The organism is Vicinamibacterales bacterium, assembly GCA_036504215.1.
Lineage (GTDB): Bacteria > Acidobacteriota > Vicinamibacteria > Vicinamibacterales > Fen-181 > FEN-299.
In genome coordinates this window covers 324123-348230 of the sequence record DASXVO010000016.1, presented here as the reverse complement: position 1 = coordinate 348230, position 24108 = coordinate 324123, and the positions used below count along the sequence as shown (strand labels likewise).

Annotated in this window: 16 protein-coding genes; 8 read left to right on the top strand and 8 right to left on the bottom strand. The window is 67.5% G+C overall.

Annotated features, from left to right (window positions below):
• Positions 1–12 precede the first annotated feature (12 nt).
• From VGK32_04020 to VGK32_04010, 3 genes are read left to right on the top strand one after another with little or no spacing between them, the layout of a single operon-like run.
• On the top strand, positions 13–1575 hold the full coding sequence (locus tag VGK32_04020) for a hypothetical protein (GenBank protein HEY3380907.1): 1563 nt from the start codon (positions 13–15) through the stop codon (positions 1573–1575).
• Between the two features lie 30 nt (positions 1576–1605).
• On the top strand, positions 1606–2604 hold the full coding sequence (locus tag VGK32_04015) for an SDR family oxidoreductase (protein ID HEY3380906.1): 999 nt from the start codon (positions 1606–1608) through the stop codon (positions 2602–2604).
• A 6-nt stretch (positions 2605–2610) separates the two neighbouring features.
• Positions 2611–4413, top strand: coding sequence for a CocE/NonD family hydrolase (locus VGK32_04010; protein ID HEY3380905.1), 1803 nt, complete (start codon positions 2611–2613; stop codon positions 4411–4413).
• 114 nt (positions 4414–4527) lie between these two features.
• Here the strand turns inward: VGK32_04010 and VGK32_04005 are convergent, their stop codons facing one another.
• From VGK32_04005 to VGK32_03985, 5 genes are read right to left on the bottom strand one after another with little or no spacing between them, the layout of a single operon-like run.
• Positions 4528–5262, bottom strand: coding sequence for a hypothetical protein (locus VGK32_04005; GenBank protein HEY3380904.1), 735 nt, complete (start codon positions 5260–5262; stop codon positions 4528–4530).
• Positions 5259–9989, bottom strand: a complete 4731-nt coding sequence (locus VGK32_04000; GenBank protein ID HEY3380903.1) for an MG2 domain-containing protein — start codon at positions 9987–9989, stop codon at positions 5259–5261. The genes VGK32_04005 and VGK32_04000 overlap by 4 nt, the downstream gene beginning before the upstream one ends.
• A complete protein-coding gene (locus VGK32_03995) occupies positions 9986–10642 on the bottom strand; it encodes a DUF1175 family protein (GenBank protein HEY3380902.1) in 657 nt (218 codons plus the stop codon). Before VGK32_03995 ends, VGK32_04000 begins: the two co-directional genes overlap by 4 nt.
• Before the next feature lies 1 nt (position 10643).
• Complete coding sequence (locus VGK32_03990) at positions 10644–11366, bottom strand: DUF2461 domain-containing protein (GenBank protein HEY3380901.1); 723 nt, start codon at positions 11364–11366, stop codon at positions 10644–10646.
• A gap of 28 nt (positions 11367–11394) precedes the next feature.
• Positions 11395–12108, bottom strand: a complete 714-nt coding sequence (locus VGK32_03985; protein ID HEY3380900.1) for a HAMP domain-containing sensor histidine kinase — start codon at positions 12106–12108, stop codon at positions 11395–11397.
• 169 nt (positions 12109–12277) lie between these two features.
• Between VGK32_03985 and msrP the strand changes: the two genes are divergently transcribed.
• Both msrP and VGK32_03975 read left to right on the top strand, forming a co-directional pair.
• Positions 12278–13231 (top strand): protein-methionine-sulfoxide reductase catalytic subunit MsrP, encoded by a 954-nt coding sequence (gene msrP, locus VGK32_03980; protein ID HEY3380899.1) that lies wholly within the window; start codon positions 12278–12280, stop codon positions 13229–13231.
• 20 nt (positions 13232–13251) lie between these two features.
• Positions 13252–13881 (top strand): protein-methionine-sulfoxide reductase heme-binding subunit MsrQ, encoded by a 630-nt coding sequence (locus VGK32_03975; GenBank protein ID HEY3380898.1) that lies wholly within the window; start codon positions 13252–13254, stop codon positions 13879–13881.
• Here the strand turns inward: VGK32_03975 and VGK32_03970 are convergent.
• Positions 13838–14467, bottom strand: a complete 630-nt coding sequence (locus tag VGK32_03970) for a VTT domain-containing protein (GenBank protein ID HEY3380897.1) — start codon at positions 14465–14467, stop codon at positions 13838–13840. The two genes, VGK32_03975 and VGK32_03970, sit on opposite strands and share 44 nt — an antisense overlap.
• Before the next feature lie 99 nt (positions 14468–14566).
• Between VGK32_03970 and VGK32_03965 the strand changes: the two genes are divergently transcribed.
• The 3 genes from VGK32_03965 to VGK32_03955 are packed head-to-tail and all read left to right on the top strand — an operon-like array spanning position 14567 to position 18682.
• Entirely contained in the window at positions 14567–17302 is a 2736-nt protein-coding gene (locus VGK32_03965) for a protein kinase (protein ID HEY3380896.1), read from the top strand.
• 2 nt (positions 17303–17304) lie between these two features.
• The gene (locus VGK32_03960; GenBank protein ID HEY3380895.1) at positions 17305–18024 is read left to right on the top strand and encodes a sigma-70 family RNA polymerase sigma factor; all 720 of its coding nucleotides are present in this window, start codon (positions 17305–17307) and stop codon (positions 18022–18024) included.
• 4 nt (positions 18025–18028) lie between these two features.
• Positions 18029–18682, top strand: a complete 654-nt coding sequence (locus tag VGK32_03955; protein ID HEY3380894.1) for a hypothetical protein — start codon at positions 18029–18031, stop codon at positions 18680–18682.
• Here the strand turns inward: VGK32_03955 and VGK32_03950 are convergent, their stop codons facing one another.
• On the bottom strand, positions 18683–20002 hold the full coding sequence (locus VGK32_03950; GenBank protein HEY3380893.1) for a hypothetical protein: 1320 nt from the start codon (positions 20000–20002) through the stop codon (positions 18683–18685).
• Positions 20003–20054: 52 nt separating this feature from the next.
• Positions 20055–24047 carry a hypothetical protein gene (locus VGK32_03945; GenBank protein ID HEY3380892.1) on the bottom strand — a complete coding sequence of 1331 codons (3993 nt, stop codon included), beginning with the start codon at positions 24045–24047 and terminating at the stop codon, positions 20055–20057.
• Between the last annotated feature and the right edge of the window lie 61 nt (positions 24048–24108).

Genomic DNA, 24108 nt, shown 5'->3' with positions numbered 1-24108 from the left:
GCGGGAGCCCACATGGTGCGAAGACGGGAGTTCGTGAAAGCGGGGGCGGCGATGGCGGTCATGGCAGGGCTCGGAGCGCGGGCCGCCGGCGGCGAACAGGTCGGCCGCAGCGAACCGGCCGCCGCCGCTCGGCCGCCGCAGGTTCACGATCGCCTGGACCAGGGCCCGTTTCGCATCGACCAGGACGAGGGCTGGTTCACGATCGAGACGACCACGCCATCGCTCGATCGCGTCCGGAACTTCGGCATGGGCCTGGTTGGCTACACGTGGGAAGAGAACGGGCCCGCGCTGGCGGTTCGGTCAGGGGCGGCCCCGCTCGATCGCGAGATCGAGAAGCTGGCGGCGCTGCCGTTCGTCGACGTCCTCTACATCCGGTGCGACTGGCGCGACGTGCAGTCACGACCCGGCCGACTCGACCTCCCTCGCGTCTGGCCGCTCACCTTCGACGCAGCGAGGCGTCACGGCCTGCGGGTTGGCGTCCGCGTGCAGATGTCGAATCCCGAGATCCAGCCGGCGAGACTCGCCATTCCGGACTTCCTGAAGGAGAAGGTTCCGCTGGTCCAGTTGAAGCGGAGGGTGCCGGACGCAGGAATCCGCGTCGAGCCGCGGTACGATCACCCTGCTTTCCAGAGGGCATTCCGCGAACTGCAGGGATTGCTCGCCGCCGAGATCGACGACAGCCCGCTGATCGAGTTCGTCGACCTGATGATGTACGGCTTCTGGGGCGAGGGCCACACCAGTGACTGGATCGCCCCGTTTCCCGACAAACGAGTTGCTCAGCGCACGTTCGTCGAGATGACCCAGGTTCAGCTGAACACGTGGCGCCGCGCGCCGCTCGTCGTCAACACGCAACCCGACATCAGCGGCGTCGGCAACGACGCCGTTCTCGATCTCGCGGTCCGCAGCGGATGCTGGCTCCGCTCGGATAGCGTGATCCTCGACGAGCCGATTCAGATCGACGAACTGTCCAACCGGCCGCCGTGGCTGGCGGCTGTGATGGAGGACGGATACCACCGCCATTACAGGACCGACACGCCTGCATTCGTCAACACGCGCGGCGCCGTCAACCCGATTGACACGACCATGCTGCACGTCCTCGATCTCGGGGGCAACTACTGGTCGCTCTGGACCGAAGCCGACAACGTGGTGCGCTACCGGGACAGGCATCCAGAGGCGTTTGCCGCGCTCGACCGGCGCCTGGGCTACCGGGTTCGGCCCTCATGGATCTGGCAGCGGAAGAGGCAGGGCCGCCAGGAGTTGATCGTCGCGGTCGCCAACGACGGCGTGGCGGGCGTGCCGGGGAATCTCTGCGTGTTCGCGGAAAGCGAGGACGGAAAGGTCCGGGTCGGCGGCGGCCTCGATGCCGGGCATCCGCACGCGGGCAGGTTGCGCCACCTATCGCTGCGGTTGCCGGAGGGCGTCGAGGGATCGTTGCTCCGGTTGCGCGCCGAACTCGACACGGGCGAAGTGCGGCGGCCCGTGCGGTGGGCCTGTTCGCAGCCGCTGAACGCCGACGGCTCGCTGACGATCCGTCTCCTGGGGCGGGGCGACCCCGCATGGCGGAAGGGAATCTGATACGACCGAGAGGGAGGACCCGTGGGAGCGATGAAGGTGCTCTTCGTTGGCGGAACGGGCAACATCTCGTCCGCCTGCTCGCGCCTGGCCATCGAACGCGGCATGGACCTGACGCTTCTGACACGCGGTCGGAGCACGCTCCAGCCGCCGGCCGGCACGACCGTCGTCCAGGCGGACGTGAACGACCGGGCGTCGATGGAGCGGGCTCTTGGCGACACCGCGTTCGACGTGGTGGTGGACTGGGTCGCTTTCACGCCGGCCGACGTGGAGCGTGACCTCTCTCTGTTCCGCGACCGGACGGCGCAGTACGTGTTCATCAGTTCCGCGTCGGCCTACCAGAAGCCGCCGGTCCACTACCTGATCACCGAGTCGACGCCGCTCCGAAACCCGTACTGGGCGTACTCGCGCCAGAAGATCGCGTGCGAGGAACGGCTCGGCGCGGCATACCGCGACGAGGCGTTTCCCGTGACGATCGTCCGTCCGTCCTTCACCTACGGCGACACGTGGATTCCCTGCGCCGTGGGCGGTGTGGGCTACACGGTGGTCGACCGCATGCGGAAGGGGCGGCCGATCATCGTGCACGGCGACGGCCAGTCGCTGTGGACGATGACGCACAACACCGACTTCGCGAAGGGCTTCGTCGGCCTGTTCGGGAACATCCAGGCGATTGGGCAGCCGTTCCACATCACGTCGGACGAAGTGCTCACCTGGGACCAGATCTACGGCGCGATCGGCGCAGCGGCGGGCGTCACACCACGCCTGGTGTACATCCCGTCCGACTTCATCAACGCCAGCGCTCCCGACATCGGAGCCGGCCTGCTGGGCGACAAGGCGTGCAGCGCGGTCTTCGACAACTCGAAGATCAAGCGGCTCGTTCCAGAGTTCCGGGCCACCGTGCCCTTCGCGCTGGGCATTCGGCGCTCGGTTGCCTGGTTCGACGCGGATCCTGCCCGGCGAATCGTGAACGAGGCGATGAACGCGACGATCGACGCCATCATCGATCGCTACGAAGCCTGCTGGCCGGGATAGCTGATCATGACCGACACGACGCACGCAACGACGCCGTTACGGCCGAACCCCCTTCGCGCGACCGCGCTCGCTGGCATCGCCTGCGCCGGGCTGGCCGCCGTTGTTCTTGCCGCGGCTGGCCAGGATCCGCAGCGGGCGATCGTCATCGATGACACCGTGATGGTGAGGATGCGGGACGGCGTGCGCCTGGCCGCCACGGTGTACCGTCCGCACGACGCCGACCGGCTGCCGACGCTGGTCACCCGCACGCCGTACGACCGCAGGAATGATGCGGCGGAGGCGCGCAAACTGACCGCCCGCGGGTACGTCGTGGTCGTGCAGGACACGCGCGGCCGGTTTGGGTCGGAGGGGGAGTTCTACCCGTTCCGCAACGAGGGCGACGACGGGTACGACACGGTCGAATGGGCGGCGGCGCTGCCGCACTCGGACGGCCGGGTCGGCATGTACGGTTCGTCCTACGTGGGAGCGACACAGATGTTGGCCGCGGTGGCGAAGCCGCCTCATCTTGCGGCCATCGCCCCGGGGGTCACGGGGTCCGAGTACTACGAGGGCTGGACGTACCAGGGTGGTGCGTTCGCCTACTGGTTTGCGAGCACCTGGGCGTCGCTGCTGGCGGTCGACACGCTCGACCGACAGGCGCTCGATCGACTGAAGCCCGCGCCCTGGGTCCAGCGGCTGCCGATCGACGCGTATCCGGTCCTGGATCTGCCCGATGCGCGACAGCTGGCGCCGTATTACCGCGACTGGCTCGAACACGATCGCCGGGATGAGTACTGGCGTCGGTGGAAGGTGTCGGATCACTATGGCGAGGTGACCGTGCCGGCGCTGCACACCACCGGGTGGTACGACCTCTTCCTGGCAGGAGCGATCGAGAACTTCAACGGCCTCCGGGCGAAGGCCGCGACAGCCGGTGCACGCGGCGCCCAGCGTCTCGAGATCGGGCCGCGGGCCCATCCGGGCGTTCGGCCCGACGGCTCCGTGGGCGATGTGGCGTTCGGCCAGGCCGCCGTGAGCGACGAGACCGCGGACCTGATGGACTGGTTCGACTTCGCGATCAAGGGCGTGGCGAACCGCTACGCGACCGGGCCGCCGGTCCGCATCTTCGTGATGGGCGACAACGTGTGGCGGGCCGAGCAGGAGTTTCCGCCGGCGCGGGCGCAGTCGATCCGTTACTACCTCCACGCGGAACGCGGCGCAACTGGCGTCGCGGGCGACGGGCGGCTCGCCACCGCAGCGCCATCCGACGAGAGGCCGGACACCTTCACGTACGATCCGGCGAACCCGGTGCCCACGATCGGCGGGCGCTTGTGCTGCGGCGCGTTCACCCGTCCGGGCCCGGCCGACCAGCGTCCGAACGAGGCGCGCGCGGACGTGCTCGTCTACTCGACGCCTGCGCTCGATCGCGATCTGGAGGTGACGGGCAACGTCTCGGTGGAGTTGTTCGCGGCGAGTTCGGCGGTCGACACCGACTTCACCGCGATGCTGGTGGACGTCGAGCCATCGGGCCTGGCGCGGCTGGTCGCCGACGGCATTGTCCGCGCCCGCTACCGGCGCTCGACGACGAAGGCCGAGACGATCGTCCCGTGCGCGACGAACCGGTATGCCATCGACCTCTGGGCGACGAGCAATGTGTTCAAGGCAGGCCACCGGATCAGGCTCTACGTCTCGAGCAGCAACTTCCCTCGATTCGACAGGAACCTGAACACGGGCGAGCCGATCCTCGGGGCGACGCGAGCGGTGACGGCGCGCCAGCACGTGTATCACGACGCCGCCCGGCCCTCCGCCCTCCTCCTCCCCGTCATTCGCTGACGCGGATCGAAGCCCCCCTCGCGACGGCTCGCAGCCGGTCGAGGGTGACGGCCGACATCGCACCACCGCAGCGGCGCGGTGCCGTTCCGGTGTCCGGATCAATCGCGCCGACGGTCACGCGGTCGTCCTCGTGAAGCGGCCACGGGTGGCAACTGCCCCGAGGACGAGCGCCCAGCCGAGGTTGGCGACGAGATAGATCATCCCGAGCTTCACGGCCGCGAAGCCAGGTTCCTGCCAATCCGGGGCCAGCCACGCCGGCCGCCAGTACGCGGCCTGCCAAGGCAACCAGACGAAGACCGTCATCGAGAAGACGATGAGCGCCAACTGCCGGGGAGAGAACGCCGCGCGCAGCCAGCCAGTGCTGACTATCGAGTGGAAGCCGTTGACGATGATCTGCCATCCGAGCCCGAGCGCCAGAGACGTCCCGAGCGCATAGCGGATGAAGATGAGGAACCAGTCGATTCCCCGGTGCACGGCCGTCGTGCGCGTCCAGCCGAAGTGCAGCATCAACCAGGCATCCGTCTCACCACGGTGAGCCGTCCACCACGCGCCCATCCAGCCACACAGCCACCAGATGACGCAGAACAGCAAGAGCCCGACGAGCACCGCCGGGATGGTCCGCCAGCCGTCGCGCGCAGAGTGCAGGAGCCCGCCCTCGGCCCGCCAGGCATTGAGCCCAACGCCTTCGATCCATGCTGCGAGCACCACCAGTGCAACAGTGAGCAGCGCCGAGGCGGCGAGCATCAGCACGTTCGATTCCGGCACCTGCAACAGTGTCCAGAACACGCCGAACAGCGCGGCATGCCCTACGGCCAGCCACCCGACAACGGCAATCAGGCGTGACATCATTCGCTTGGCCCCGCCGGCCGCGACGCTTCGGGCGTCACAATCAGCGTCTGAGGTTCACTCGAGGCGGTTGCTCCCGGCACGTACATCGCTGAGATCTGCGCCGGCATCGCCCTGAACGTTCCGGGCGTCGTGACCTTGAGGAGGTAGACGTACTCGTAGTGTCCGGCCGAGAACGACTCCTGGAAGAAGACGACGCGGTCATCGCGATACTCGCGTCGACTGCCATCCCAGAACTGGAGCGGCCGCTCGAGCGCGTAGAGGCTGCGCTGCTGGATCGCTTCGACACCGGCGGGCAACGGGTCCTCGATCATCAGGTAGCGCCAGTCGGCCGACCCGGCGGCGTTCACCCGCACGAGCAGGAGATCGCCGGGTTGCGCCTGGCCCGTGAACGGCGTCTCCCGGTAGACGATCCCCCTGGCCGTCTTCACCGGCGCAAGGGAGAAGTACTTGCGCACGATCGCGAGCTTTCGTGATCCCGTACGCTCGAACGGCCCGGCGGTGTCGAAGTACTCGGCGCTGGCCGACCAGTAGATCGTCCCGCCGCCCTTCTTGCGGAGGACGACGGTGTTGGTGCCGGCGTTCGCCGGCCCCGTGAGGACGACGGGATCAGGCGCCGTGAGCGATGCCGCGGTGAACGTGCGACTGCCCAGCGAGGTGCCGTTGACGACGACCTCCACGGTCGTGTTGGCTGCCCCCTCGCTACGGGCCTTCATGAAGTCGAGCAAGCCGTACAACACCATCGCCGTCTGCTTGGTACTCGACCACCACGCGCCGTAGTTGCGGTTGAGGAGGAGCCAACGGACGGCTGGTTCCAGCAACGGGCTGCGCGCGTCGCGCGCAACGAGCGCCTTCACGACGAACGCGGTCGCCTCGACGCTCGTGTCGCCGTAGTCGTCGAGCAACGGATCGCGGTCGACCGTCCACCAGACCAGGTCACCCTTCTTCTCGGCGCTCGCGTAGAGCGTGTCGGCCACCTGGCTGGCGCGTGGGTCCTTCGTCGCGTCGAGCGACAGGAGGAGCAGTGCCTGACCGTAGGCGGACATTCGATCGCGCGCCGTCCACGCCGCCTCCAGAGACTGTCGAGCCCCGGCGCCCCGCTCGCGTTCCTGCGGTTCGCGCTGCCCGGCGGTCGAGGCCAGCGTCAACACGTAGGCCATGTACGACTTGAGATCGGGAACGGCCTTCGGGTACTCGGCGAAGAGGCGCTGCAAGGCCTGCGTGCCGTTCCGAAGCCGCCATTCGTCCACCTTGAAGCCGGCGCGACGCGCCTCGATGAGCCCGTAGAGCGCGTACGCCGTCATGAACGGATGGTTCTCGTCTGTCTTCCACCAGCCCCATCCGCCGTCCTCGTGCTGGTAGTCGTAGAGACGCTTCAGTCCTTCCGAGACCTGGCGGTCGAGCGACTGGAGCCGCTCTGTCGGCGCGATCTTCAACTGCTCCAGCGCTCGCGTCACCAGCAGGTTCGGGAGGAAGCTCGACAGCGTCTGCTCGGTGCAGCCATACGGGTACGACGTGAGGAAGTCGAGTGCACCCAGCAGCGGGCCCGCAAGCGAAGGTGCCAGGGACACGCGAATCGAGCGCGCGCCAGGGTTCGCCGTGGCGGGGATCGACAGCTGCGTGCTTCGTTCGGCGTCACCAGCCATCGAGCCGGCGGCGCCGAGTTGGCGCTTCAGGCCGAACGGCAGGACGGGAATCGACAGTTCCACCGCGTCACTGTCGGCGTCGGTGGTGGCCGTGCCGGTGAACACCGCAGTGCCGACGCGGTTCGAGACGAAACGCCAGTCCTGCCTGTACTCACCGCCCTGGACGATGTCCACGGTCTGCGGCTGCAGCACCTCCGACTGTCCAGGGGCATTGGCGACCCCGACCGCCTTCATCGACACGGTGACCGATTTCGCGGCCGGCAGGTAGTTGTGGACGATCGTCGGGATGGCCACCTCGTCACCTTCGGTCAGATACCGCGGTGTGACGACCCGCACTATCAGATCCTTGGTCACCGTGGTCCTCGCCACGGTGGTACCGACGAGCGTATCGCGCGTGACGACACGTGCGGTCAGGCGCCATGTGGTCAGCGAGTCCGGGTACGCGAGCTGCACGCGGGCCGTCCCGTCGGCGCCGGTGACGAGGTTGCCAATCCAGAAGATGGCATCCGGGAACTCCTTCCTGACCTGCGGCTGCGCGGGGCGGTCGCCCTTGAAGTCGGCGAGCGTCATCGGGCGCCGCCGCTGCGCGAGCATGAGCTGTTGCGTGCCGGAAAAGCCCGTGAAGGAATACTCTCGAGAGAACTGGGTTCCAACGCGGCTGTACTCACGCCGGTAGAAGAAACGCAGCGGGTCGGTCGTCGAGTCGGGCTTGACGCCGTAGACCGCTTCGTCGATGACGCCCAGGCTGATTTGAGCTCGGACGGGTTGCCCGGACGAGTCGACGACCTTCACGGTGAAGCCGGCAGTCTGTCGGGGCTTGGCCACGGCCTGGTCCGCGGCAAGTGTCACGGTCAACTGCCGTGCGGACGCCGGGACTTTCAGGCGCTTCTCTGCGCGGAACAGGCGGTCGTCCTTCAGGAAGGCGAGGTTGACATAGATGTCCCCGATGTCCGCATCCGTAATCGGGACGTCGATCGAGCCCACGGGAAATGGCCGAAGCACCTGGCGCCACGACACGCTGCGCCCCTCCTTGGTCAGGAGCACCGCCGCGCTCTTCGCCTCGCCCCTGATGCTCAGGTGCGCGACATCACCCGGCAGGTAGCTCTTCTTGTCGGTCACCAGCTCGAGTTCCCGATCGCCGTCTCCCAGATCCCGATCTGTCGCCCGGCCGCTGACATAGGCCCATGCGGCATCCGAGATGACGCGTCCCTCCGATTGCGCCTCGGCCTTGAGCTGATAGTCGCCCGGCTCCTTCGGTAGCGCGACCGTCCACGTGGCCACGCCGCCGGCATCGGTCGTCACAGATCCTTCCGCGACGCCCGTCGGCGTCGGCCGCTCCCATCGGCCCTGGTCGTACCTGAGTCGCTCCAGTGCCACGGTGACCTTGGTCGTCGGCTGCTCGGCGCCCACGTAGTCCAGGGCCTTCACGGTCAGCGTGGCCTGAGCGCCGGGACGATAGACGTAGTTGTCGGCCCGCGCGACGAGCATGAACCGCCCATAGGTTGCGTGGACGATGGTGTTGCCAGACACCTCTCGGCTGCTGGCATCGGTCACCCGCGCGTCGATCCGCACTGAATAGTCGTGCCCCTTGTCATTGACATCGAGCGGCACCGAGATGTCTGCCGTGCCTTGCTCGTTGAGCCGCGCGGTGCCCTGACGGTCCTCCTCACCCCCAAACCACCACTGATCGCGGCCCGGCTCGTCGTCGCCTTCATCCGACCAGCGGAGCGGAGAGTAATAGGGCTGTCGATGAATGCTGTATTTCACGATGCCGTTGGCCACCGGCTGTCCGAAGTAGTACCTGGCCGTCACCGTGGCGACCGCCTTCGCGCCCTGGAGCGCGAACCGGGCGGCGGGTCTGACGATCACTTCGAAGTCCGGTTTTCGGTACTCCTGGACCTCGAAACTGCCAATGGCTTCGTCGTCCTGGCTGTTGATGTGAATGGCGTAGTAGCCGAGCGCGGCCCCGCGCGGGACCGGAAACGACGCCAGCACCGCGCCGAATTCGTCCACAAACGCCGTCTGGCGCAGCAGCACCTTGTCGTTCGGATCGGCGACCGTGACCTCGACCTGTGGGCGATCAAACGGAACGAGCGCGTCCCCCCGGCGCCAGCGCAGGACGCCCTTGATGTTGACCGTGTGGCCCGGCCGGTAGATTGGCTTGTCGGTGTAGACCCAGCCCGCGAGGTCGCGCGTGTGCTCCTGGAAGAACCAGCCGCCCGGGTCGGTGGCTGCGACCTGCTGCCCGCAGCGCGCGATGGCCACGACGTCTTCCGGCTTCGCGTCGGGCACAGCGGCCTCGTAGGTTCCGTCCGCACCAGTGGTGCCGGTTGCGACCACCTGGCGGCTGGCGAGGACCTGGGCCTCGCAGCCGGAGGCCGGTTCGCCGGTGAAACGATTTGCCGCGAACATCACCAACTGCCCGGGCGACGATTTCGTGACCAGGCCCAGATCGGAGACGATCACGACGGTGTAGGCCTTGAAGGGCGCGCTCACGGCCTCGACGACGTAGACGCCCTCACCCTTGATGTCGAGCGGGATGCTGCGGGCCTCGGTTTCGCGAACAAGGGGCAGCAACTCCCGCCACGACGTCACCAGTTGCGACGAGTTCAGGACCGGAACCTGGGAGAACTGACGGACGTCGATCGGCTGACGAAGCGCAATCTGCGCCCGCGCAGCCGTCTCGCGTCTCTTCTGGCGGTAGTCGTGGCTGAGTTGTCGGCGAAGGAATGTCAGGACGGCATCCCGCTGATCGGCCTTCCATCGCGCGATTCGCTCGAGCACCGTCTGTTCCTGCGCGACAATTGGCGCCTCACTGCCGAGCACGTGCGGGTCGCGCAGGCCTGCGAAGAACTTGAGGGGGTCCTGCACCCGGTAGACGCGAAAGTCGAGCGACCGCACGCGTCGGAAGAGAAGCGCCACTTCGGGCCTCTCCCTGGTCGTGGCGATGTGGCCGCTCGAGAGCGAGAACGCCGGGCGGGTATCGGCCGCTTCGGTCTGCGCGGTCGCCGGACCAGACGAGACCAGGAGCGCGATCAGGACAACCGGGAACGATCCGCGTCGGAGCACGGGCGGAATGGTCATAGGAGCGCCAGTCGGAAGACGCCAACGAAGATCGGATTCTCCGGCACCGGCCGCCAGCGGGGCGAAGGGTGGCGAACCAGGTCGGCCAGACGGACTTTCCGGACTTCACCGGCCGACGCCCCGTCGGGTCCCGTGTGGTACACGATCCAGTCTGTTGCCGAGCGATCGAACGCCGATCGTCCCACCACGACCATCAGATGGTCCGGCGTCGATCCGGAGGCCTGGTGAAAATAGAGCAGATCTCCAGGCCGGGTATCGGCGAGCGAGCGGCCCCGCGCGTCGGCATTATATCGGACGATCGTGCGCGCGTCGGCGAACTCGGCGAACCGGTCGTCGGACACGCGAAACAACGGCCAGGCGCCATCGCGTGGCCGCGGCGGCCGTCTGACATCCGGATAGATGGGCATTGACGGAAGGGCGTATCGACGAAGCCATTCCGCGGTGTGCGGGCGAAGCGCCTCCCGGACCGCGTGACGGACGAGGCCCGAGCAGTCGGTGACGTCCGGCGTCGGCCGGTAGAACTGCGCATCGGCGAGGAGGAGGAACCACGCACGAAAGGCCGTGCGGTCGGACTCGTCCACGAGGCGGATCTGTGCCGACGCACACGTGAACCAGCACGACAGGCCGGCAGCCAGGATCAGCAGCGGTCGCATCTCAGCGCGTGATCAGCGGATCACGGAGCGCCAGTTGAGCGACGAGCGGTTCGTTCAGGAAGCGAATCACCGGAGCCATCCGCTCGAATAACGCCAGCACCTGTTGATAGAACCGAGGTCCGAGCGCGAATGCGGCGGGATAGGTTCGGCCGAACAGGAACTGTCGGAGCTTCAAGTACTCTGCGGCCGCATGATCGGCCGGGAAGCCGCGCGGAACGCGCTTCAGCGCATCGCCGTTCACCGGTCCGACCGCGCGCAGAAATCCCGGGGAGTCGACGAGCGCCCGGAATCGGCGATGGTTGTCGGCGATGTGCTGACGCAGCGCATGCAGGTCCGACGTCTCTGGCGCGTAGATGCCGCCCGCAATCATCGTGTGGGCCGGACCAATCTCCAGGTAGAGGCCTGCGCCACGATGGCGCGGCAGGTCCCGGTGCGGGAAGATGGCGCCCACCTGGGTCTTGAACGGGGACTTGTCCCCGGAGAACCGGGTGTCCCTGTAGATCCGGTAGAGCGAGGACCGCGGCGAGGCGGCGAGTTCCGGCGAATAGCGTGGCAGGTCGATCGCGAGCTGCTCGACCAGGGCCGTCATGGGTCCCCGGACGTCCCGCTCATACGCGTCACGATGCTCGGCAAACCAGGCACGGTCGTTGTGACGCTTCAGCGACCGCAGAAACGACAATGTGCGCGGCGTGAAACGAGGCGCAGGCAGGCGTGCAGTGTTCATAGAGCGCAGTGTAGCGCAGCGCGAGCCCTCACGCTGCGGTCGGCGAGTCCGGTGCGGCCGGCAGCGACACGACGATGCCAAGCCGGCCCGGGGTGGCGATGGGCGAGGCCATGTGGCCGCCGAGTGCGGCAATCACCCGCGCGGCGAGCACCAGCCGGAATCCGAGGCCGCCGCGCAGGTCATCGAACGAAGGACTGGGCTCGTTGTGGGTTGCGGGCAGACTATCGGCTGTGGCCTCGTCGCCGATGACAATCACGACGTCCCGGCTCGTGTCTTCCCGTTGTGTCACATGGCAGGCCGCAACAACGGTGCCGGTGGTCGCCCGCTCGCGCAGCACGGCTGTGAGCAGGGTGCCGAGCGCCGTGCCGAGTCGTGCAGGGTCGGCCACCACCGCGACATCCGGGACCAATGCGCACACAGCGAGACGGACGCCGCGGTCGCGCCCCTCCGCGATTCCAGCGGCCACCTCGTTCAGAAGGGCGCCGATGGCAATCGGGGTCGGGTGCGATCGGGCCTGCACCTCGTCGAAATGGGCGAGCTCACTCAACTCGTCGAGCAGCCCGGCCATTAGGCCGCAGGACTTGTCGCTCTCCTGCACGAGCTTGCGCTGCTGGTCGGTCAGGTTGTCGCCGAAGTGCCGGAGCAGCAGACGAAGGTAGCCGGAGGTGACGGCCAACGGCGTGCGGAGCTCGTGGACGGCAAGTGACAGCAGCCGCGAGCCATGGTCGCGTGACTCGATCATACGGGCTCTTCCGGTGAGCTCGAACGCGAAAGCCGGATCGTAACACGTCGGTGGCCCTGCCGGCAGACGATCCACCCCGACCGCGAACCGGCGCGCGCGAGGGACGAGTGGGGGCGGGCTGATGGAATATTCGGCGGTGGCTCCGGGTTTCCCTGGTAGGGGAGAAACCATGCTCATCCGAACGGTCGCCGAGATTCCCGAATCCGAGATCACCGACCGCGCGCTCTACGTTCGCCGGCGCGAGTTCCTGCAGCGCGTGGGACTGGCGACGATTGGCCTTGCCGCCGGAGGGCTCGAACTCGACGCGCAGTCCGACGGGTCACGGCCGCCGAGGCTCAGCGGGGTTCGAAAGGGCTCCTTCGGAACCACCGAAGCGCTGACGCCCTACGACGCTGTGACCGGCTACAACAACTTCTACGAGTTCGGGACGGACAAGGCATCCCCGTCGAGGACAGCCGGTCAGTTGAAGACCAACCCATGGACCGTTACGGTGGACGGCGAGTGCAACCGGCCTGGTGACTACCACGTCGAAGATCTGCTCAAGCCGCATGCCCTCGAGGAGCGGGTGTACCGCATGCGCTGCGTTGAGGGTTGGTCGATGGTGATTCCCTGGGTGGGGGTCCCGCTCGGGGACATCCTCAAGCGCCATGAGCCGACTTCGCGCGCCAGTTTTGTCGAGTTCACGACGCTGCACGACCCTCGGCAGATGCCTGGCCAGCGTGATCGGGTGCTCAACTGGCCGTATGTCGAAGGGCTTCGACTCGATGAAGCGATGCACCCCCTGACGATTCTCGCTGTTGGCGTGTACGGCGTGGCGCTTCCAAACCAGAACGGCGCGCCCCTGCGCCTGGTGGTGCCGTGGAAGTACGGCTTCAAAGGGATTAAGTCGATCGTCCGGATCCGGTTCGTCGACCAGCAGCCCAAGACGGCCTGGCAGCAGTACAGCTCCCGCGAGTACGGGTTCTACTCCAATGTGAACCCGGAGGTCGACCACCCCCGATGGAGCCAGGCGAGCGAACGTCGGCTTGGTGAGTTCTTCAAGCGGAAAACGCTGATGTTCAACGGCTACGCAGACCAGGTATCCAGCCTGTACGCGGGCATGGATCTCAGGAAGAACTTCTAGAAGCGGTTGGACACGTCCTGATGCACCTCCGTCTGATCCGATTCCTGGCGAAGCCCGTCGTCTTCGCCCTCGCGCTGCTGCCCGTCCTCGCGCTTGCGGCCGGCGCCGTCCGAGGGACGCTTGGCGCGAATCCGCTCGAGGCTGTGACGCACGGCACCGGCGACTGGACGCTCCGCTTCCTTCTGCTGACGCTCGCCGTCACGCCGCTGCGCGCGCTGTCGGGATGGAATGCGGTGATCCGGTTCCGCCGGATGCTCGGCCTGTTTGCGTTCTTCTACGGGAGCCTGCACCTGCTCACGTACGTCTGGTTCGATCAGTTCTTTTCCTGGAGCGAGATCCTCCGCGACATTCCCAAGCGGCCGTTCATCACCGTGGGCTTCACGGCCTTCGTGCTACTGGTGCCGCTGGCCGCCACGTCGACCGCTGGGATGATCCGGCGTCTGGGCGGCCGGAACTGGCGCATGCTGCATCGGGTGGTGTATCTCGCGGCGGCGGCCGGAGTGGTTCACTACTGGTGGCTGGTGAAGGCCGACGTCAGCCGGCCTCGCCTCTACGCGGCCACACTCGCGGCACTCCTGGCCGCGCGCGTCTGGATCGCGGTTCGGCCTACTTCGCCCCGCTCGCGACTCTCGACCGCAGCCACGCGATGATTCCCGGCAGTAGCGACAGGAAGATGACGGCCGCGACGAGGAGGTGAATCCGCTTCTCGAGATCGGGGATGGCGCGGCCGAGGAAGAACCCGGTGAGGCACATCGACGGGACCCAGAGGATCCCGCCGACGATGTTGAACGCGGCGAAGCGACGGTAGGTCATGCCGGCGGCGCCGGCGACCACCGGGGCGAACGTCCGTGCGATCGGCATGAAGCGGGCGATGATGATCGTCTTTCCGCCGTGACGCTCGTAGAACTCATGCGTACGGAGCAGGTGCTCGCGGCGGAAGAAGAACGAGTTGGGCCGGTTGTACAAGGCCTGGCCGGCCTTGTGGCCGAGGTAGTATCCGGTGGCGTCGCCGACAATGGCGGCCACGATCAGGGTGATGATGAGCGTGTAGATGTCGAGGTCACCCCGAGCCGCGAACAGTCCTGCCGTGACGAGCAGCGAGTCGCCTGGCAGGAAGAACCCGACCATCAGCCCGGTCTCGGCAAAGACGATGAAGATCATCCCGTAGAGTCCGACGAGCCGGATCAGTAGCGGGACGTTGTAGATCGTCTTGAAGAACTCCTGGATCAGCTCCACGCCTCACGCTCCCGTCGGGGTCCATCCGCATCATTACGAGCGACCGATTATAGCCTGAGATGGCGCGAGGTCCGGCGCGCCAGCAGCTATAATGCGCCCGTGCGTCCATCCCGCGTGTCCTGGTGGGTGCTCGTGTGCGCCGCCGCGTTCCTCGGTTACTTCGCGCTGCTCATCTACTGCGATGTGCGGCGGCCCGAGTCCGAAGGCGTGTCGCTGCGGTCGGGCCGACTGGGCCTCGTGGTCGAGCACGTCGCCCCGTCTTCGCCTGCCGAGCGCGCCGGTCTCGTGTCCGGCGACGAGATCCTCTCGGCCGACCGGCATCCGACCTCCTCGCGTGTCGCGTGGATGGCCGTGTCTGCGAATCTCCATTTCGACCACTCGCTTCAACTCGAGGTGCTCCGCCGTGACCGCCGCATGGCGATCGCCGTGGAGATCGTACCGGCGTCGTGGCGACACTGGCTGACGCGGGAGGCGATCTACCTGCTGAGCGTGCGTCTGGTTCAGGCACTGGCCCTCGCGCTCGGCCTCGTGGTGGCCCTGCGGCGGCCGAAAGCCACCGACGCGCTCATCGGAGCGTGGCTCCTCCTCACCTTCGGTGTCTACTGCGTCGTCCTGCCGTACCGGATCGCAGCCGTCTGGAGAGAGTTGCCGGCGGCAATCGGTTGGGCGATGTGGCTGCCGTATCTCAGTACGCTGGCGCTGCCGGCCGTGCTGCTCGGCTTCTTCATCTCCTTCCCGATCCGGCGGATCCGAGCCTGGTGGCACTGGTGCTTCATTGCGGTGCCGATGGCCGTGCCCGTCGGCGTGCACGCCCGGTACCAATGGCATGTTGTGTACGGTGTCGGAGTCGAACCGCTGCCGCCCGACGGGCTCGACTGGTTGGTAGGGGTGTCAATTGCCTACCTTGCAGCCGTCGCCCTCGCCGTCGTGGCGAACTACCGGCGAGCAGAGGCGGCCGAGCAACGCCGGCTCCGCGTGCTGCTTCTCGGTCCCGTTGTCGGATGCCTTGCCGGCGGACCCATCGTGCTGTCGTACTGGCGGGCGTCGGAACCTGGCTTGTTCGCCTCGCCCGTGCTGGCGATCGCGGCGCTGCTGCTGCTGACGGTACCGCTCTCCTTTGCCTACGCGGTTCTGCGTCATCGGCTCTTCGATGTTCGCCTCATCGTCAGGGCCGGCGTCCGGTACGCGCTCGCCCGGCGCCTGCTGCTGTCGATCGTGCCGGGGCTCGCCGTGGTGCTGGCCGTCGATGTCTACCTGCACCGCGATCGCGCGGTCTCCGATCTCGTCGGTGCGCGAGCGTCGCTCTATCTCGTGATCGCGGGTGTTGCCGTGCTGGCGCAGTTCTGCCGTCAACGATGGCTCGATGCGCTCGATCGCCGGTTCTTCAGGGAACGGTTCGATGCGCAGCGCCTGCTGCGGCGGGTGGCGGTCGAGGTGCGCGAGGCGCCGGATTTCGAGCGTGCCGCTGCCAGGGTCGTCGAGCAGATCGAACTCGCCTTGCATCCCCGGTTCGTCGCCGTGCTGAGACGGCAGGACGTCCAGGAGGCCTTCGAACAGGTAGCCGAGAAACCGGCCGGCACCGGGCCGCTTGGGATTCCCGCAAGCGCGAAGGTGTTCGGTCTGGCGCGGGTCCTCGGGACGCCGCTCGATGTGTCGATCGACCGCACGGAGTGGCTCTCCGAGCATCTGCCGCCCGAGGAGACGGCTCTCGTGCAGGGAACCGGCGTGGAACTCATCGTGCCCATCGTGGGACGCGGTGAGGACACGGACGCATTTCTCGTGCTCGGGCCGCGGCGATCGGAGGATCCGTACGGCGCCGATGACCGGGAATGGCTGGCGGAAGTGGCGGAGAGTCTTGCGGATCTGGCCGGACGCCAGCGGGCCGCGCCGCCTGCGCCGACGTTTCGGGAGTGCCCGCGTTGCGGCGCCTGTTTCGATGCCGGGGCCGAGGCGTGTGCCCAGGACGGCGGCGAGTTGACGATCGTACGGCTGCCGCGTGATCTGGCCGGACGCTATCGTCTCGACCGACGCCTCGGTCGCGGTGGGATGGGTGTTGTGTACGGCGCATCCGACTTGTCGCTTGGCCGGGAGGTGGCGGTCAAACTGCTTCGCGACGACCTCGTTCCTGACCCTGGCGCGGCGGCCCGGTTCGAGCGCGAAGCGCGTATCTCGGCCAGCTTCACCCACCCGCACGTCGTGACGATCTACGATTTCGGCGTGGTGGCTGGCACCCGGGCGTTTCTGGTCATGGAGCGGCTCGCAGGTCTGACGCTGCGCGAGGAACTGGAGCGCAACGGCCGCATCGATCCCCAGCGAGCGTTGACGATCATGCGGGCGATCTGCTCGGCCGTCGATGCCGCGCACCGTCATCACCTGGTGCACCGCGACCTCAAGCCCGAGAACGTCTTCCTGGCGCAACTCGAGGGGCTGGAACACCCGAAGGTGCTCGACTTCGGTATTGCCAAGGCGCTTCCCGCGAACCGGGACGCGGCGACCGGCCTGACGACGGTGGGCGGGCCGATCGGGACGCTGCAGTACATGGCGCCGGAGCAGCTCCGAGGCGAGGACCCGCAGCCGTCGTGGGATCTGTGGGCGCTGGCGGTGACGACGTACGAGATGCTCACCGGGCGCCATCCCTTCGCAGCGCTCTCGCTCGGTCTCTCGGCGGGAGTACACCCGGCGGCTGATGTCCGCGTGTCGATGCAGCCGGCGTCCGGACTCGACGTCCGCTGGGCGCCGTTCTTCGAGCATTGGCTCGCGATCGACGCCGACCGGCGGACGGGGAGCGCCTGGCAATTCCTGTCCGAACTCGAAGATGCCTCGAGGCGGGGGTGAAGATGGGCGGGCGGTTCGCGACAACCCGATGGACGCAGGTGGTGGCGGCGGGGCAGGCTGCGACGGCGACGTCGAGCGAGGCGCTCGCGCAGTTGTGCGAGACGTACTGGTATCCACTCTACGCCTACGTGCGGCGATGGGGCTTCGATGCGGACGAGGCGCAGGACCTCACCCAGGAGTTCTTCGCGCGCGTGATCGAGAGGCACTACCTGCGTGACGCCGACCCGAACCGCGGCCGCTTTCGTTCCTTCCTGCTGGCCTCGCTCAAGCACTTCCTCGCCAACGAGCGGGACCGGATCTCGGCGGTGAAACGCGGCGGACGCGTGACGCTGGTGCCGCTCGAGATCGATACCGCCGAGGGTCGCTACAGTCTCGAGCCGGCGGACGCCGAGACTCCCGAATCGATCTATCAGCGGCGCTGGGCGCTCACGCTGCTGGATCGGGCGCTCGCGCGCCTTCGGGATGAGTTTCACGCAGCCGGCAAGGGTGCGCTGTTCGGGCGACTCGAAGGCCACCTGACGGGAGACCAGGAGGCGCTGCCCTACGCGGAACTGGCACAGCGGCTCGGGATGACGGAAGGCGCGGTCAAAGTCGCGATGCACCGAGCGCGAAGGCGGTTCGGCGCCCTGCTGCGCGAGGAGATCGGCGAAACGGTTTCCACGCCGGACGCCGTGGACGGCGAGATCCGGGAGCTGTTTCGGGCGCTGAGAGGGGGCGAGTAGATCCATGCCTGACCCTGCGGCCGTCACCGCTTGTCCCGAGTGCGGCACGCCGCGTCAGCGATCCGGCGGGACAGGTGTGCCCTGCCCGGCGTGCTTGATGAGGCTGGCGCTGGACGTGACCGATGACGAGGCGCCAGAGACGGTCTATCGGGTCGTGACGGTCCTGGCCTCGGAGGCCGGCCGCACGACGTATCTGGCGGAGACCCCTGGGAGTCGACGTCTGGTGACGCTGGAGGTTGCAGGCCCGGCGGCTGTTGGGAACCTGACGCCGGACGTCTTTGCGGAGCGGGTCAACGTGCTTCGGCGACTCTGCCACCCCGGCATCGCGCCGGTGCTGGAGGGCCGAATCACCCCTGACGGCGACTACTGCATCGTGTGCGAGTATGTCGCAGGGCTGCCGCTCAAGCGCCATTGCGATCGCCAGCAGATGTCGACCGGAGACCGGCAGCACCTGATTGACGCGGTTCGCGGCGCACTCGAATACGCCCACCAGCACGGCGTGGCGCACGGACGGTTGCGCATGGACCGGATCGTCGTGCGGAGTGGAGAGGGATCCAGTCGTCCCATCGTGACCGGTTTCAGCCTGTGCCATCCGGCACCAACCGCTGCAGACGATGAGCGCGCGCTCGCCATCATCCAAGACGAGATCGCTTCCTGATCAGAAGCGGCAGGTCATGCCGGACATGACGCGCGTCTGGACCGAAGTGCCGTCGTCCACGCGTTCCGCCGTGGCCAGCAGCGACAGCCGGTGTGTCAGATTGAAGAGCCCCGAGAACGCCAGGCGGCGCGAGTGCGGCCGCGTCTCGATCACGAAACCGTCCGAGCCCGTGAACCGAAAGACCGAGAGCGACGACCCGTAGTCGGCCGAGAGGTAGACGTGTCCGCCGAAGGTCCGGCCGACCGACACGTACCAGGAATCGTAGGATCCGCTCGTGCCGCGATTGATGCGCGAGTCGGACGCGTTGATGTCGATGCCGATTCCGCCGACGTTCGACGCGAAGAGGCCGTAGTTGAGACGCCCCGCCACGGCATCGTCCCGGTTGTTCCGGTCCTGACCGTAGCCGCCGAACACCCGGACGTTGCGAGCCAGGCGGACCGTCACTCGCCCGCTCACCGACTCGAAGCGCAGGCCCTCGAGCGCACGCGGATCAATCGGCCGTCCGTCGAGCTGATCCCGGACGAGGGAGCGGGAGTCGATTGAACGGCCGCGGTGGAACAGGCCCTGGAACTCGATTCGGTCGTTCGGCGCATAGCGGCCGTTCGTGAAGAAGTAGGTGAGACTGCCCGCGCCGGTCACGCCTGGCCCCCGCACATCGTATTCCGCAGCCTGGTAGACAAAGACCCGTTTGTCGATCGGCAGGAAGTTCGTGAAGACGAGCACCGAGCGCTCGGTCATGCCGCTGTCTCGAACGTGGACGAAGCCGACCACGTGGCGACGTGCGCCCAGGCCGTCGTACGCCACGAGTCCCCCGAACTTCCTGACCTGGCTGACGTAGCCGACATCCAGGATGTTCGGTTCGAACCCCCCGAAGAGCGAGGCGCGCCAACGGCCACGGCCCGGCTGCGACCGCTGCCTGACCTCGACCATCGCACCTCCGACCGAGCCGAGGCCTCCCAGTTCGTTCAGCCACATCTGGCCGAATCTCACGCCCACCGACCCGTCACGGAGGCGGATACAAGCGTAGAGGTCGTAGACCGACGCGCGTCGGGTGCGATCCGTCGAACCAGGATAGCCCGAAAGGCGCATGTCGCCCCGGTACTCGTAGCCCACCTCGTCGCCCGACGCCGACTCGAACGTCACGTTCGCGATCAACTCGTTGAACGTGTTCGATTGTCCGCCCGCCTGCGTCGTGGAGGAGGAGTTGCCAAAGAGCGCGATGCGTCCCCATGCGGGGCGCGTCTGGGCGCGGGCCGGCGACGACGCCAGCGACCCGGCGCCGAGCGTCAAGGCGACGATGAGAGCCTCAATGCGCTTCATGCAGTTAGCCTTCTCCGGGGGCACACGGACCTACGGTTGAGGAGCGTCGCCATCATGGTCGCGGCATCGGGATGCCGGCGCGGCCGTTGGGGTGGCAGGCGTAGCACGCCGCCGAGTCGTATCGGTAGCCGTTCACGCTCCGGTGATGACCGTCGGTCGTCGCCCGGTCGTGGCAGCCGGTGCACGTGAAAGTCGCGAAGTTGTTCGCCACGTTGTGACAGACAGAGCACGGCTGCCCTGCGTGAGGTCCCGAGGTAATCGGGAACCGGTTGTGGTTGAACGTGCCCTGCTGCCACGTGCTGTCGCTCACCTTGTGACACGTGTCGCAGGTCGTCGGGAAACCGGCGGCCGTGTGATTCGGGCTCGTGGTCTGCTGGTAGTTGGTGAGGTGGCACGACACGCATGCCGTCGACGTGCCGGCGTAGACGTTGTTCTTGTGACAGGCGGAGCACGTTTGCTGTGCATGACGGCCGAGCAGCGGCCAGTACCGATTGTGATCGAAGCTCGACGACCACGTTGAGGCCGACGCCTGATGACACGAGTCGCACGTGGTGGCAAACCCGGCGGCTGCGTGGTTCGGGTTCGTGGTCTTCTGGTAGTTGGCGAGGTGGCAGCCGACGCAGTCGCGCGGTGTGCCCTTGTAGACGCCGTTCTTGTGGCATGCAGCGCAGATCTGCGTGGCGTGCAGCCCGACGAGCGGGAAGAAGGCTGCATGGTTGAACCCGGCACCCTGCCAGGCCGAGGCGGAGGCCTGGTGGCACTGGTCGCACGTGGTCGGGAAGCCCGCCGCCGCGTGGTTCGGGTTCGTCGTCTTCTGATAGGCGGCAAGATGGCAGCCGACGCAGTCGCGGGGCGTGCCCTTGTAGACGCCGTTCTTGTGGCACGCCGTGCAGGCCTGCGTCGCGTGCAGGCCGACCAGCGGGAAGACACTCGCGTGGTTGAAGCCGCCGTTCTTCCAGGCCGGATCGGTCGGCCTGTGGCACGAGTCACACGTCGTGCTGAATCCGGCCGACGCGTGATTCGGACTCGTCGTCTTCTGGTAGTCGGCGAGATGGCAGCCGACGCAGTCGCGGGGCGTGCCCTTGTAGACGCCGTTCTTGTGACACGCCGTGCAGGCCTGCGTTGCATGCACGCCGACGAGCGGGAACGTCGCGTTGTGGTTGAAGCCCTGGCTGCTCGACCAGCTCGCATCGGTGTTGCGGTGGCATTGCTCGCACGTGGTCGGGAGCCCGGCGGAAACGTGGTTCGGGCTGGTCGTCTTCTGGTAGCTGGTGAGGTGGCAGCCGACGCAGTCGCGCGACGTCCCCTTGTAGACGTTGTTCTTGTGGCACGCCGCACAGGCCTGGGTTGCGTGCACGCCGACGAGCGCGAAGACCGAGTTGTGGTTGAAGCCCTGTCCGCTGGTCCAGGTCGGGTCCGTCGAGCGGTGGCACTGCTCGCACGTGGTCGAGAATCCAGCGGCGGCGTGATTGGGGCTGGCCGTCTTCTGGTAGTCGGCCCGATGGCAGCTGAAGCAGTCGCGGGGCGTGCCAGCGAAGAGGCTGTTCTTGTGGCACGAGGCGCAGGCCTGCGACGCATGCACGCCGACCAGCGGGAAGCGGCTGTTGTGGTCGAAGGCCGCCTGGCTCCAGGACGCCTGTGACGCCTGGTGACAGGCCTCGCAGGCGAGCGGGAAGCCCGCCGCCGCGTGATTGGGCTGCGTCGTTCGCCGGTAGGCGTCCTGGTGGCAGGAGGCGCAGCTCATGCCCCGGGTGGCCTCGAAACGCTGTTCCTTGTGGCACGAGTCGCACCGCAGGACCTGGTGTGCCACGTTGAGCGCGAACCCCGTGCGCGCGCTGTGGTTCCAGTTGACAGCCGTCCAGGCGACCGGCCGGTGGCAATCCTCGCACTGCGTGCCCAGCCGGGTCTGGTAGGGGTCGTCGTGGCGCCGGCTCCAATGACAGTCGTAGCACTGGGTGGGCGTTCCCTTGATGACGCCGTTGAGGTGGCAGCTCGCGCACGGCACGGTGAGGTGACGGCCCTCGAGGGGAAAGATCCCGTCCTTGTGGAAGGCGCGCGACGCCGACTCCCATCGCTGCGGCGTGTGGCACTGTTCGCACGCAACGCCGAGCGCCCCGCGGTGCGCATCGTCGTTCCGGTGGCAGGAGGCGCACGCCGTGCCGAAGCCCTTGAAACGGACCGCCACGCCGCGACCAGCCGGGAACGTCCCGGTCTCCGACTTGTGACACGCGCGGCACGCGAGCGTGCCGTGGCTGCCGACGAGCAAGGGGCGAATCGGGGCGGGGTGGACGTACTTCGGCAGGGCGAACGTGTCCTCGGTATGACACAAACCGCAGCGGTTTCCGAGCTGTCCGAGGTGCACGTCCTGGTGACACGACGCACATTCCTTGCCCATGCCCTTGAACTTCGGCGGGCGCGCGCCGCCCGGTGGCGGCGCAAGCGTCTGAGGTGACACCAGCGAGACCAGGGTGACCGCCGGCCCGTTGGTCCTCGTCGGCGGACCGCCTGGCAACGACGCGCCGGGCGGCGACGACGGTGTGCCCCCGCGCTTGTGGCAACGAGCGCAATCCACCGCCTTGTGCTTGCCGTTCAACGGAAACCCCGTGCTGGCGTGCGAGAAGCGACTGGCACTGAACCGGGTCTCGTCGATCGCGTGGCAGCGGTCGCACGAGCCGGCGAATTCCCCCTCGTGAGCGTCGGCGTGGCATGTCGCGCACACGGTGCCGAGGCTCTTGAACGTCCAGCGGCCGATCGGCATGACAGGCGATGGGGAGTGCGTGCCCGTAACCGCGAGGGGCGAAGCGGTCGGGGAGATCCCGGCCCGAGGACCCAGCGACCCGTGGCATGCGCCGCACGTGGAGGCTGTCGCCCCGTGCCGGCCGACGAAGAACGCGTTGAGCGCGGGCGCGTGTGTGTAGGTGACGGCGTGGAAGTCCGATGTGGAGTGACAGGTCTGGCACGCCGGGCCCGTCGCGCCGCGGTGGATGTCCTCGTGGCACGACGCGCACGCGCTCGACAGGCCGGTGAACAGCACCGCCTTCGTGATTGATGCACCGGGGCCGGCCGTCCGGCTGCTGGTGGCGAGTGTCGATGCAGCCTTGTGACACTTGCCGCACGCGAGTGCGGCATGCTTGCCGGTGAGGGCAAAACGCGTCTGCGTTCCGTGGTCGAAGGGCGCCTTTCGGAAGCTGGTCTCCTGGTGACACTTGATGCAGTCCTGCTTGAACTGGCCGCGATGCACGTCGGCATGGCAGTCCACGCACCGCTCCGCTTTCAGGCGGACCTGCACGGCGGACTTCACGTGACACGACGCGCAGGCGACGCTCGAGTGCGCGCCACGCAACGGGAACGGCGTCCGGGCGTGATCGACCTTCCGCGTTCGCCAGGTGTCATTGTTGTGGCAGGACGTGCAGTCGCCACTGAACATCTGCCTGTGCGGCTGGCGATGGCAGTCGACACACGCGGCGAACTTCAGTCCGGCGAACACCTTGTTCACGTGGCATCGTGCGCACTCCACCGTGCGATGCGCGCCGACGAGCAGGAACTTGGCGCGCGAGTGGTCGAACTGCTGCCTGGCGCCGGCGAACGCCACGGCCGTCGAGTGGCAACTCGTGCAGTTCGGGCCGAGCGAACCGCGGTGAGTGTCGGCGTGGCAGGCCGTGCACGCTGGCTGTGCGGTCAGGAACGACCGGGTCTTGTGGCACTTGGCGCAGTCGCGCGCCAGGGGTTCGTGCTTGCCGCTGAGGGCAAAACCCGTTTCGGCGAGGTGGTTGAAGCGCCGCGTATCGAAGGGCCGTAGTTCCGCGTCCACACCGGCGTGCTCGGCGTGGCACGTGGCGCAATCGCTCCGCACGTCGCGGTGCACCCCTCGGTGTGCGGCGATCCGGTCGGCGACCATCTTGTGGCACGTCAGGCAGCGGCTCGCGGTGACCTTGCGCCCCGGCTCGTGGCACTTCTCGCAGTTCGCAAGCCCCTCCAGGCGGGCATGCGCTCTTGTCAGCGGGCCCGGAGACACGAGGGCGCTTGCCTGAGCACGTGCCGGCATCGGAGTGCACAGGAAGGCCACGACGAGGGCACACACGACACGCCACGCGGCCCGACAACGA

Excerpts from the sequence above, each read along its gene's own strand:
- VGK32_04020 (HEY3380907.1), top strand. The coding sequence starts at position 13 with ATGGTGCGAAGACGGGAGTTCGTGAAAGCGGGGGCGGCGATGGCGGTC.
- VGK32_04015 (HEY3380906.1), top strand. The coding sequence starts at position 1,606 with ATGAAGGTGCTCTTCGTTGGCGGAACGGGCAACATCTCGTCCGCCTGC.
- VGK32_04010 (HEY3380905.1), top strand. The coding sequence starts at position 2,611 with ATGACCGACACGACGCACGCAACGACGCCGTTACGGCCGAACCCCCTT.
- VGK32_04005 (HEY3380904.1), bottom strand. The coding sequence starts at position 5,262 with ATGATGTCACGCCTGATTGCCGTTGTCGGGTGGCTGGCCGTAGGGCAT.
- VGK32_04000 (HEY3380903.1), bottom strand. The coding sequence starts at position 9,989 with ATGACCATTCCGCCCGTGCTCCGACGCGGATCGTTCCCGGTTGTCCTG.
- VGK32_03995 (HEY3380902.1), bottom strand. The coding sequence starts at position 10,642 with ATGCGACCGCTGCTGATCCTGGCTGCCGGCCTGTCGTGCTGGTTCACG.
- VGK32_03990 (HEY3380901.1), bottom strand. The coding sequence starts at position 11,366 with ATGAACACTGCACGCCTGCCTGCGCCTCGTTTCACGCCGCGCACATTG.
- VGK32_03985 (HEY3380900.1), bottom strand. The coding sequence starts at position 12,108 with ATGATCGAGTCACGCGACCATGGCTCGCGGCTGCTGTCACTTGCCGTC.
- msrP (HEY3380899.1), top strand. The coding sequence starts at position 12,278 with ATGCTCATCCGAACGGTCGCCGAGATTCCCGAATCCGAGATCACCGAC.
- VGK32_03975 (HEY3380898.1), top strand. The coding sequence starts at position 13,252 with ATGCACCTCCGTCTGATCCGATTCCTGGCGAAGCCCGTCGTCTTCGCC.
- VGK32_03960 (HEY3380895.1), top strand. The coding sequence starts at position 17,305 with ATGGGCGGGCGGTTCGCGACAACCCGATGGACGCAGGTGGTGGCGGCG.
- VGK32_03955 (HEY3380894.1), top strand. The coding sequence starts at position 18,029 with ATGCCTGACCCTGCGGCCGTCACCGCTTGTCCCGAGTGCGGCACGCCG.
- VGK32_03950 (HEY3380893.1), bottom strand. The coding sequence starts at position 20,002 with ATGAAGCGCATTGAGGCTCTCATCGTCGCCTTGACGCTCGGCGCCGGG.
- VGK32_03945 (HEY3380892.1), bottom strand. The coding sequence starts at position 24,047 with ATGCCGGCACGTGCTCAGGCAAGCGCCCTCGTGTCTCCGGGCCCGCTG.